11 protein-coding genes and 1 pseudogene are annotated in these 9,663 nt (G+C 70.0%); 6 read left to right on the plus strand and 6 right to left on the minus strand.

The annotated features are described in order from the left end of the window. Window positions 1-65: 65 nt before the first annotated feature. The 3 genes from FV223_RS12355 to FV223_RS12365 all read right to left on the minus strand — a co-directional run bounded on the left by FV223_RS12355 (window position 66) and on the right by FV223_RS12365 (window position 2,801). Complete coding sequence (locus FV223_RS12355) at window positions 66-632, minus strand: TadE/TadG family type IV pilus assembly protein (protein ID WP_281407443.1); 567 nt, start codon at window positions 630-632, stop codon at window positions 66-68. Between the two features lie 402 nt (window positions 633-1,034). Beyond that, entirely contained in the window at window positions 1,035-1,574 is a 540-nt protein-coding gene (gene ssb / locus FV223_RS12360) for a single-stranded DNA-binding protein (RefSeq protein WP_147727331.1), read from the minus strand. 210 nt (window positions 1,575-1,784) lie between these two features. Further along, the gene (locus tag FV223_RS12365; protein ID WP_147727332.1) at window positions 1,785-2,801 is read right to left on the minus strand and encodes an NADP-dependent oxidoreductase; all 1,017 of its coding nucleotides are present in this window, start codon (window positions 2,799-2,801) and stop codon (window positions 1,785-1,787) included. 125 nt (window positions 2,802-2,926) lie between these two features. On the opposite strand from FV223_RS12365, the gene FV223_RS12370 reads away from it, so the two are divergent. Further along, on the plus strand, window positions 2,927-3,337 hold the full coding sequence (locus tag FV223_RS12370; protein WP_147727333.1) for a DUF4174 domain-containing protein: 411 nt from the start codon (window positions 2,927-2,929) through the stop codon (window positions 3,335-3,337). Between the two features lie 61 nt (window positions 3,338-3,398). Here FV223_RS12370 and FV223_RS12375 read toward each other — a convergent pair whose 3' ends face one another. Beyond that, entirely contained in the window at window positions 3,399-3,869 is a 471-nt protein-coding gene (locus FV223_RS12375; RefSeq protein ID WP_147727334.1) for a hypothetical protein, read from the minus strand. Window positions 3,870-4,065: 196 nt separating this feature from the next. Here FV223_RS12375 and FV223_RS12380 point away from each other — a divergent pair, with 196 nt between their 5' ends. Further along, the gene (locus FV223_RS12380) at window positions 4,066-4,815 is read left to right on the plus strand and encodes a phosphodiester glycosidase family protein (protein WP_147727335.1); all 750 of its coding nucleotides are present in this window, start codon (window positions 4,066-4,068) and stop codon (window positions 4,813-4,815) included. A gap of 12 nt (window positions 4,816-4,827) precedes the next feature. Here the strand turns inward: FV223_RS12380 and FV223_RS12385 are convergent, their stop codons facing one another. After that, entirely contained in the window at window positions 4,828-6,222 is a 1,395-nt protein-coding gene (locus tag FV223_RS12385) for a cytochrome P450 (protein WP_147727336.1), read from the minus strand. A 135-nt stretch (window positions 6,223-6,357) separates the two neighbouring features. Between FV223_RS12385 and fumC the strand changes: the two genes are divergently transcribed. From fumC to FV223_RS12405, 4 genes and pseudogenes are all read left to right on the plus strand, one after another. Continuing rightward, window positions 6,358-7,770: a class II fumarate hydratase gene (fumC, locus tag FV223_RS12390; protein WP_147727337.1), complete on the plus strand. Its 1,413-nt coding sequence runs from the start codon at window positions 6,358-6,360 to the stop codon at window positions 7,768-7,770. A 30-nt stretch (window positions 7,771-7,800) separates the two neighbouring features. Next, entirely contained in the window at window positions 7,801-7,992 is a 192-nt protein-coding gene (locus tag FV223_RS12395) for a DUF4169 family protein (RefSeq protein WP_147727338.1), read from the plus strand. A gap of 248 nt (window positions 7,993-8,240) precedes the next feature. After that, window positions 8,241-8,456, plus strand: coding sequence for a ribbon-helix-helix domain-containing protein (locus FV223_RS12400; protein ID WP_147727339.1), 216 nt, complete (start codon window positions 8,241-8,243; stop codon window positions 8,454-8,456). 85 nt (window positions 8,457-8,541) lie between these two features. Beyond that, window positions 8,542-8,850 (plus strand): annotated as a pseudogene (locus tag FV223_RS12405) (MBL fold metallo-hydrolase); the annotation flags it as partial. 6 nt (window positions 8,851-8,856) lie between these two features. Here FV223_RS12405 and FV223_RS12410 read toward each other — a convergent pair. Next, window positions 8,857-9,663 (minus strand): heterodisulfide reductase-related iron-sulfur binding cluster (locus FV223_RS12410; protein WP_246689670.1); only part of this gene is annotated, 807 nt, incomplete at its 5' end.

A 9,663-nucleotide genomic window follows, 5' to 3' on the forward strand; every position in this document is an offset into this window, starting at 1 on the left:
CCGAGCGAAGGCCCGCTCGGACGCGCCTGAGCTATGAAGAGGGGAACACCGCACCATCCCGGCCCTCAGCATCCGGTCGAGGCGGTGGTCTGGTACGGCTCGGTGCGGAACACGGCCGTGGACTGCAGCAGATGCGTCCCATCGGCGAAGCTCATCTGGGCGAGGTCGAGCAGGCTGAAGAACACCGGCACCTTGACGGCAGCGGTGACGACGACGATCGATCCCGGCTTCGCGCAGGCGTAGCTCGTCCCAAAGCCGTTGTTCCAGGTCCTCGTGGTGGCGTTCATCGGCGTCGCGCTCGACCCGGCCGCGAACGAGCTCGCCAGCGACACGTCGATCTTCACGCTCGAGCAGTCGAACAACGTGAAGGCCCGGTTGGCGCCGGTTCCGCACATTGCGTCGTTGAGCTTCTGCAGCAGGACCGCCGCGCTGGTCGTCCCACTGTTGGCGATCTGGAACTGGCCGGTGAACAGGCCGCGCACCGCGTTCTGGACGGTACGGTCGAAGTTCTGGCCGGCCCAGATCACGAACGCGATCTGGATGATCGCGCCGACCAGCGCCAGGAAGGGCAACGACACGAGCGCGAACTCGACCGCGGCGGCCCCCTCGGCGGCGGCGGCGAACGTGCGGATCGGTGACGGACGAAATGCGCGAACGAGGCGGCGAGGCATGACACCTGAGGCGGATGAGATACGTTATTCAGACGCTATCCACCCGAAGATCTAAACCAAAGTTGAATCGCCCTACCAACCCTAGATGACATCCTGCGGCGTCACCGCGACATGAGCACAACCCTCGGTCGCACGGAACGCCCCCTCATCTAGGACAATAAGGCGATCGTCCGGGATAAAGACTTGCGGAGAGCCGCGCATCATGTCGGCCGGGAAAAAATGACTTTCCGCCGTTCGCGATCTGCTCGAACCGTGAGCGACGATGCTTTGGAACCCGGAACGAAAAAGGCCCCGGATGCGTGATCCGGGGCCTTCACAATATCAGGAGCAAGGTGCCGACGGCGCCCGGCGGGCGGGTGCTGCCTAGAACGGGATGTCGTCGTCGAGGTCGTAGTTGCCGCGCGAACCGCCGCCACCGCCCGCGGGCGCCGGGGGCTGACGCCGTTCGCTGCCGCCCTGGGAACGGCCACCGCCATACTCGCCGCCGCCGCCGCCGCCGCGGCTGACCTGGCCGCTGCCCTCGTCGTCGGCCGCCATCTCGCCACCGCCGCCGCGCCCGTCGAGAATCGTCATCTCGCCGCGGAAGCGCTGGAGCACCACCTCGGTGGTGTACTTCTCGACGCCGGAATTGTCGGTCCACTTCCGGGTCTGGAGCTGGCCCTCGATGTAGACCTTCGAGCCCTTGCGCAGGTACTGCTCGGCCACGCGGGCGAGGTTCTCGTTGTAGATCACGACCGAGTGCCACTCGGTCTTCTCCTTGCGCTCGCCCGACGCCTTGTCCTTCCACGACTCGGAGGTCGCGAGGCGCAGGTTGACCACCGGATCGCCGGAGCCAAGGCGGCGCGTCTCGGGATCGCGCCCGAGATTGCCCACCAGAATGACCTTGTTGACGCTGCCCGCCATCGCTCTCTCCTTCGCCGTCGGATCTCACAGGGCTCGGTCCGGCCGAACCCGCGGGTGCTCTTCATGAGCCTCGGGACGAGCCCGGGCAACCGGCGCAGCGGCGCTTGTCCCCATCACCCACACGCGGCGCCGGCCTCCTGTGTTCTATCTTTGTTCCTATTACGCGGCAAGCCGGTGCCGCATCGCGCGGCGCCGGCTGCGAAGTCCCGCTCAGGCGACGTGGACGATGAGCTTGCCGAAGTTGCGGCCCTTCAGCAGGCCGATGAAGGCCTCGGGCGCGTTCTCCAGGCCCTCGACCACGTCCTCGCGGTACTTCACCGATCCATCCGCGATCCAGCCGCCGACCTCCCGCTCGAAGGCGTCGATCTGGCTCGCGAAATCCCAGACGATGAAGCCCTGGATCCGCAGGCGCTTGGTCAGCACCGCGCGCATCAGCAGCGGCGACCGGTCGGGGCCGGGCGGCAGCTCGGTGGCGTTGTAGCCGGCGATCAGGCCGCAGACCGGCATGCGCGCGAAGTCGTTCAGCAGCGGCAGCACCGCCTCGAAGACCGCGCCGCCGACGTTCTCGAAGTAGACGTCGATGCCCTTCGGGCAGGCGGCGGCCAGCGCGCCGGGCAGGTCGTCGGAGCGATGGTCGACCGCGGCGTCGAAGCCGAGCTCGCGCGTGAGGTAGGCGCACTTCTCGGGGCCGCCCGCGATGCCGACGGCGCGCGCACCCTTGAGCTTGACGATCTGCCCGACGAGCGACCCCACCGGCCCGGCGGCGGCGGCCACCACCACGGTCTCGCCGGGCTTCGGCTCGCCGATGTTGAGGAGCCCGGTATAGGCGGTCGTGCCGGGCATGCCGAGGACGCCGAGCGCCGTCGTCGGCGGTGCGACCGCGGGATCGACCTTTCGCAGGCCGTTGCCGTCGGACACCGAGAACTCCTGCCATCCGCCGAAGGCCTGAACCAGGGTGCCGACGGGGAAGTCCGGGTGCTCGGAGCGCATCACCTCGCTCACCGTCCCGCCGGTCATCGGCTCGCCGATGCCGACCGGCTGCGCGTAGGATTTCGCCGCGCTCATCCGGCCGCGCATGTAGGGGTCGAGCGAGAGCCAGCGTGTGCGCAGCAGGATTTCGCCGGCGCGCGGCGTCGGGACGACGGCCTCCTCGAGGCGGAAGTTCTGCAAGGTCGGCTCGCCGTGCGGACGCGCGGCGAGGACGATGCGGCGGTTCTTGGCGGCCATGCCGGGTCTCCGTGAGGGTCGAGGATCGATCGGCTTATCATGTCGCAGCGGCGAGGCCCGATGTCACCGTCGCGCGCGTTCCGCGTTGCCCGATCGAACCGATCCCCAAACACGAGAGCAACCGCATGCGCGTCGGATCCGGCCTCACCCTCGCCATCGCGTCGATCGCCCTCACCGGCCAGGCCGCCGCGGCGCAGGACCCGCTGGCGCGCTATCGCCAGGCGTCGCGCGTGCTCGTCCTGTCCGCCCCGGATGCCGACGATCGCCGGCTCGCCGAGCAGCGCGCCGCCGTCGAGGCGGCGCGTGCCGGGTTCGGCGAGCGGGATCTCGTGGTGGTCGAGGCGGTGGGCGAAGGGGAAAGCGCCGCGGCGATCCGGCGGCAGCTGCGTCTTCCGGCCGACGCGTTCCACGCGGTGCTCGTCGGCAAGGACGGCGGCGTCAAGATCACGGCGTCGGACCCGATCCCGGTACTGCGGCTGTTCTCGACGATCGACGCGATGCCGATGCGCCGGGACGAGATGCGCCGCCAGCGCTGAGCCGAAACAAAAAAGGGCCGCCCGCGGGCAGCCCTCTTTCTCGTTTTCGTCGTCGATCCGCTCAGTAGCAGCGCTCGACCAGCACGCGGCGATAGCCGTACGGCGTCCAGCGGACCCGGGGAACGGTCACGCACTCGCCACCGTAACCGTAACCATAGCCGCCGTAGGCGGCCGGGGCGTAGCCATAGCCGTATCCGTAACCCGGGTAGCCGTAGCCGCCGTATCCCCCGTAGAGGCCGCCGGCGGCGAGGCCGAGGCCGACACCGAGACCCAGGCCGCCGAGGCCGTACCCGTAGCCGCGGCCGTAACCGTAGCCCCGATATCCGCCGAAGCCGCCGCGATAGCCGCCGAAACCGCCCCGGAAGCCGGCGCCACGGAACCCGCCGAAGCCACCGCCACGAAACCCTCCGAAGCCGCCGCCGTGAAACCCACCGCCATGGAAGCCACCGCCGAAGCCGCGCGCCTCGGCCGACGCCGGCAGGTAAGCGAGCGCTCCGACCATCAACGTCGAAGCAAGAAGAAGACGCTTCATCAAACCATCTCCAGAAGAGTCGTGACCGTAACCCCCATCGTCCGAGAAACGCGCAGGCGCCGATTTCGGTTCAGGCTGCGACATTCGAAACCGCCTCCTCGCTGCGGCCATCGCGGCTGCTTGAAAAGCGTCGCATTCTAAGGTGAGGAGACGCGCCGCAGGCGTGCGAATGGCTCGGCTGCTTCGAGGCCTCACGATGATGTTACGTCCGACCCTGGCGGCGGCTCTCGCCTTCCTGGCCGTCTCGAGCGGCGGCGCGCGCGCGGAAACGGCCGTCCCCGAGGCCTGCCGGCCCGTCCAGGCGCAGGGCGACAGCTTCACCGTGTGCACCGTCGATCTCCGCCGCCAGCGCGTGCGGCTGTTCTGGCTCGGTGCCGACGGGCAGCCCTATTCGTCGCTCTCGGCGCTCGCCGAGAAGCAGGGCCCGCGCCTGAGCTTCGCGATGAACGCCGGCATGTACGACAAGGGCCAGGCCCCGGTCGGCCTCTACGTCGAGGACGGCCGCGAGATGAAGGGCGTCTCGACCGCCAACGGGCCGGGCAACTTCCACCTCAAGCCGAACGGCGTGTTCTACGTGAAGGGCGAGCGCGCCGGCGTGCTCGACACCGGGCACTACCTCAAGGCACGCCTGAGGCCCGACTTCGCGACGCAGTCCGGCCCGATGCTGGTGATCGACGGGCAGATCCACCCCAAGATCTCCGCCGACGGGCCGAGCCAGAAGATCCGCAACGGCGTCGGCGTCCGCGACGACGGGCGGGTGGCGGTGTTCGCGATCTCGGAGCATCCTGTCACCTTCGGCGCCTTCGCGCGCCTGTTCCGGGACGACCTCGGCTGCCGCAACGCGCTGTTCCTCGACGGCAGCGTGTCGAGCCTCTACGCGCCGGCGCTCAAGCGCAGCGACATCAGCCGCCCGCTCGGGCCGATGGTCGGGGCGGTCGCACGATAGGGACGGCCCGCCTCAGCGGAGCGTCGCATCCATGCGCAGGCCGTGCTCGGGCCGCAAGGTCACCCGGTGCAGCGGCGTCATCGGCGGATGGTCGGCTGGCATCCGGAACCGCACGGCGCGGACGATGTGGGCCAGCACGATCACCGCCTCCTGCAGCGAGAAGCTCTGACCGATGCAGACGCGCGGGCCCGCCCCGAACGGCAGGTAGGCGAAGCGCGGGATCGCGTCGCGGTTCGTACCGAGGAACCGCTCCGGCACGAAGGCGTCCGGATCGTCCCATAGGGTGCGGTGCCGGTGCAGCACGTAGGGCGCGACCAGCACCATCGACCCGCGCGGCACCTTGATGCGGCCGAGGCGATCGTCGCGGATCGCCTGGCGGCTGAGGAACGGCACCGGCGGAAACAGGCGCATCGCCTCCTCCATCACCGCCTTGGCGAAGGGCAGCGCCTCGATCGCGACGTCGCCGTCGCCCGCCGCGTTGACCTCGGCCTCGAGGCGCTCGCGGGCGGCGTCGTCCTTCGCCAAGCAGTACAGCGCCCAGGTCAGGGCATTCGCCGTGGTCTCGTGCCCGGCGGCGATGAAGGTGACGATGTTGGCCTGAACCTCGAGGTCGGTGAGGCCCTTGCCGGTCTCGGGGTCCTGCGCCGCCAGCAACAGCGTCATCAGGTCCTGCGGCGCGCCGCCGGCCGCCAACAGCGCCTTGCGGCGGGCGATCAGCTCCTCGACCACCTCGGCGAAGTAGCGCCCCGCCGGCCGCGCCCGCAGGCGTCCGAGCCGGGGCACGAAATCGGGCACGCCGAACACGTCGAGCGGGTCGATCGGCCCGACAGCCTCGAGGAAGCGGGTGATCGCCCGCCCGAGCGCATCGGGATCGCCGGGCAGGCCCTGGGTGAAGATCGTCCGCTCCAGCACGTCCAGCGTCACGCGGGTCATCTCCAGCGCGACGTCGACCTGCGTGCCGTCGCGCCGGACCAGGCGGCGGGCGAGCTTGGCGCCGGACGCGTTCATCGCATCGGAAAAACCCTGCACGGTGCGCGCCGAGAAGATCGGCGCCAGCGTCCGCCGCTGCAGCTTCCAGGCGTCGCCCTCGGCGCTGAGCAGGCCGTTGCCGAGCCCGGGCGCCAGGACGCGGCGCTGGAGGTCGTCCTTGCGGTAGTTGCCGACGTTCTCGACGAGGAGGTAGCGAATCAGTGCCGGGTCGCTGACCACGGTGATGCGGCCCATGGCGCCGTCGCCGGCCACCACGGGGGCGGTGAAGTGATCCTCCATCCAGGTGGTGATCGGGTTCTTGCGCGCCGCCTTGAGGAACTCGAACAGGCCCATCGCCGTGCGGCGCGGCGCCGGCACCGGCGGCCGGAAGCGGGACGCCACCGGCGCATCCGTGTCGATCGCGATCGTCGCCGTCATTCGGGCGCCATCCTTGCTTGGCGCGACGGGGAACAGGCCGCCGCGTTTGTCGGGACACGGCCGGAAAAGCGCCTTCGCGATTTGCCGCCGCCTGTCGTAGGTAGGCACCGCACCGCACCGAACGTAGAGGCCACGATGTCGCCGCAGCCCGAGACCGCCACCCGCACGGAATCCGACACTTTCGGGCCGATCGAGGTTCCGGCGAACCGGTATTGGGGGGCGCAGACCCAGCGCTCGATCCAGAACTTCAAGATCGGCACCGAGCACATGCCGGCGCCGCTCGTCCACGCGCTGGGCCTCGTCAAGCAGTCGGCCGCCCTGGTGAACCAGGATCTCGGCGGCCTCGACCCGAAGGTGGCCGAGGCGATCGCGGCGTCGGCGGCCGAGGTGGTCGAGGGCCGCCACGACGACGAGTTCCCGCTGGTGGTGTGGCAGACCGGATCGGGCACCCAGTCCAACATGAACGCCAACGAGGTGATCGCCAGCCTCGCCAACGAGCGGCTCGGGGGCAAGCGCGGCGGCAAGTCGCCGGTCCACCCCAACGACCATTGCAACCGCGGCCAGTCCTCGAACGACGTCTTCCCGACGGCGATGCACATCGCGGTCTCGCGCGAGATCACCGAGCGCCTGATGCCGGCGCTGACGCACCTGCACACCGCGCTCGACGCGAAGGCGAAGGCCTTCGAATCGATCGTCAAGATCGGCCGCACCCACCTGCAGGACGCGACCCCGGTCTCGCTCGGCCAGGAATTCTCGGGCTACGCCGCGCAGGTCGCGCTCGGCGGCTCGCGCATCGCGGCGACGCTGCCCGGCGTGCTGGCGCTGGCGCAGGGCGGCACCGCCGTCGGCACCGGGCTGAACGCGCATCCGGAATTCGCCGAGCGCTTCGCCGCCAAGGTCGCGGAGCTGACCGGCCTGCCCTTCACCTCGGCCGCCAACAAGTTCGAGGCGCTGGCGACCCACGACGCGCTGGTGTTCACGCAGGGCGCGCTCTCGGCGCTCGCCGCCGGCCTGTTCAAGATCGCGCAGGACATCCGCCTGCTGGCATCCGGCCCGCGCTCCGGGTTGGGCGAGCTGTCGCTGCCGGAGAACGAGCCGGGCTCCTCGATCATGCCGGGCAAAATCAACCCGACCCAGTGCGAGGCGCTGACGATGGTCTGCGCGCAGGTGATCGGCAACGGCACCACGGTGAGCTTCGCCGGCAGCCAGGGCAACTTCGAGCTCAACGTGTTCAAGCCGGTGATCGCCAACGCGGTGCTGCAGTCGATCCGCCTGCTCGCCGACGCGGCGGTGAGCTTCACCGACAACTGCGTCGTCGGGATCAAGGCCAACGAGGACAAGATCGCCGACCTGATGAGCCGCTCGCTGATGCTGGTGACCGCGCTCGCGCCCTCGATCGGCTACGACAAGGCCGCCGAGATCGCCAAGACGGCGCACAAGAACGGCACCACCCTGAAGCAAGAGGCCCTGCGCCTCGGCTACGTGACGGAGGCCGAGTTCGAGCGCGTGGTGCGGCCCGAGACCATGCTGGCCCCGAGCGCCGAGTAGGCCGAAGCTGAGACCCGGGAGATCGACGCGATGGCCGAGATCATCAACCTGCGCCAAGCCCGCAAGGCACGCCTGCGGGTCGAGAAGGACGAGAAGGCGGCCGACAACCGCATCGCCTTCGGCCGCCCGAAGAAGGCCCGGACCCTGCAGGAGCGCAAGACGGCGATCGAGGTCGCCCGCCACGAGGGCCACAAGCTGGTCGGGCCGGATCCGGAGACCTGAGCGAGGGTGCGCCGCCGCGCGACGTCCGTTTCCCTGGAGGGAGCCACGGCGTTCACCGATCTCGTCCGATCCAAGTAAATTGCTTCTGATACCGCTTCACTCTGTCATCCCGCGGCTGCGCAGCAGAGGCCGGGATCCAGAGCCGCCGACGGCGCCATCCGAGGCACGACCTGCGGTTCTGGATCCCGGGCTCGCCTTCGGCGCCCCGGGATGACGGGGAAGGTTGGGAAGGGAGGGAAGAGCCCACGATGAGCATCACCAAGCGCTCGGTGATGATCGCCGGCCACCGCACCAGCGTGTCGCTGGAGGATCCGTTCTGGACCGCTCTGGGCGAGATCGCCGCAGCACGCGGCCAATCGGTGCAGGCGCTGATCGGGGCGATCGATGCCGGCCGCGACGGCCAGAACCTGTCCTCGGCGATCCGGGTCTTCGTGCTGGCGGCGTTTCGCGAGCGGGCGCCCTGACCGGTCGTCAGCGCCGGATGTCGCGAAGGCTGAGCGAGGCGGCCGGCACCGCGCCGGAGGCGGTCGACCTCGTCGTGCTCACCATGCGCTCGCGGCCTACGGGCATACGCCCGGCCACCTCGCCTTCCACGTCGAGAGCGAAGGGCGGCGGATGCTGATCTGGAGCGATTGCGCCCACCACGAGGTCGCCTCGCTCGCCGAGCCCGGCTGGCACGCCCTGTTCGACATGGACAAGGCCGCGGGCGCCGCGACGCGCCGGCGGATCTACGACATGGCAGCCACCGACGACCTCGTCGTCGCCGGCTACCACACCTCGTTCCCCTCGCTCGGCTACGTCGGGCGCAGCGGCACCGGCTATCGCTGGATCCCGGTCACCCATCAGCTCGAACGCTGAGGTTCGTCACTCCGCCGCCTGCAGCGCCGGCTCGGCCGATCGCCCGATCGCGGCCGGCCGTGGCCCGCCGGTCGCCCAATCCAGCAACTCCACCGTGTGGACGATCGGGATCGCGGTGCCCTTCCCGATCTGGGTGGCGCAGCCGATGTTGCCGGTGGCGATCACGTCGGGGCGCATGCGCTCGATGTTGGCGACCTTGCGCGCCCTGAGCTTGCCTGCCAGCTCCGGCTGCAGGATGTTGTAGGTGCCGGCCGAGCCGCAGCAGATGTGCCCCTCGGGCACGTCCTTCACGGTGAAGCCCGCCTGCTTCAGCAAGGCCTTCGGCTCGGTGCGGATACCCTGGCCGTGCTGCATCGAGCAGGCGGAATGGTAGGCGACGACGAGGTCGCTCTCGATCACCGGCGCGATGCCGAGCGTCGCGACGAACTCGGTCACATCCTTGGCCAGCGCCGAGACCCGCGCCGCCTTGTCGGCATAGGCCGGGTCGTCGCGGAACATGAATCCGTAATCCTTGATCGTCGTGCCGCAGCCGGACGCCGTGACGAGGATCGCGTCGAGCCCCGCGCCGTCGGCCTCCCCGATCCAGGCGTCGATGGTGCGCTTGGCCTGGGTGTGCGAATCGTCCGTCCTGCCCATGTGGTGGGTGAGCGCGCCGCAGCAGCCCTCCCCGTCCGCATGCACCACCTCGACGCCGTGCCGGGTCAGCAGGCGGATCGCCGCCGCGTTGAAATCGGGGCGGAGCACGCTCTGGGCGCAGCCGCGCAGCAGCGCGACGCGCTTCCTCTCGGCCCGGGCGCCGACGGCCGGGAAGGT

It is taken from the genome of Methylobacterium sp. WL116 (assembly GCF_008039455.1).
In the GTDB taxonomy this organism is placed as follows: Bacteria; Pseudomonadota; Alphaproteobacteria; order Rhizobiales; family Beijerinckiaceae; genus Methylobacterium.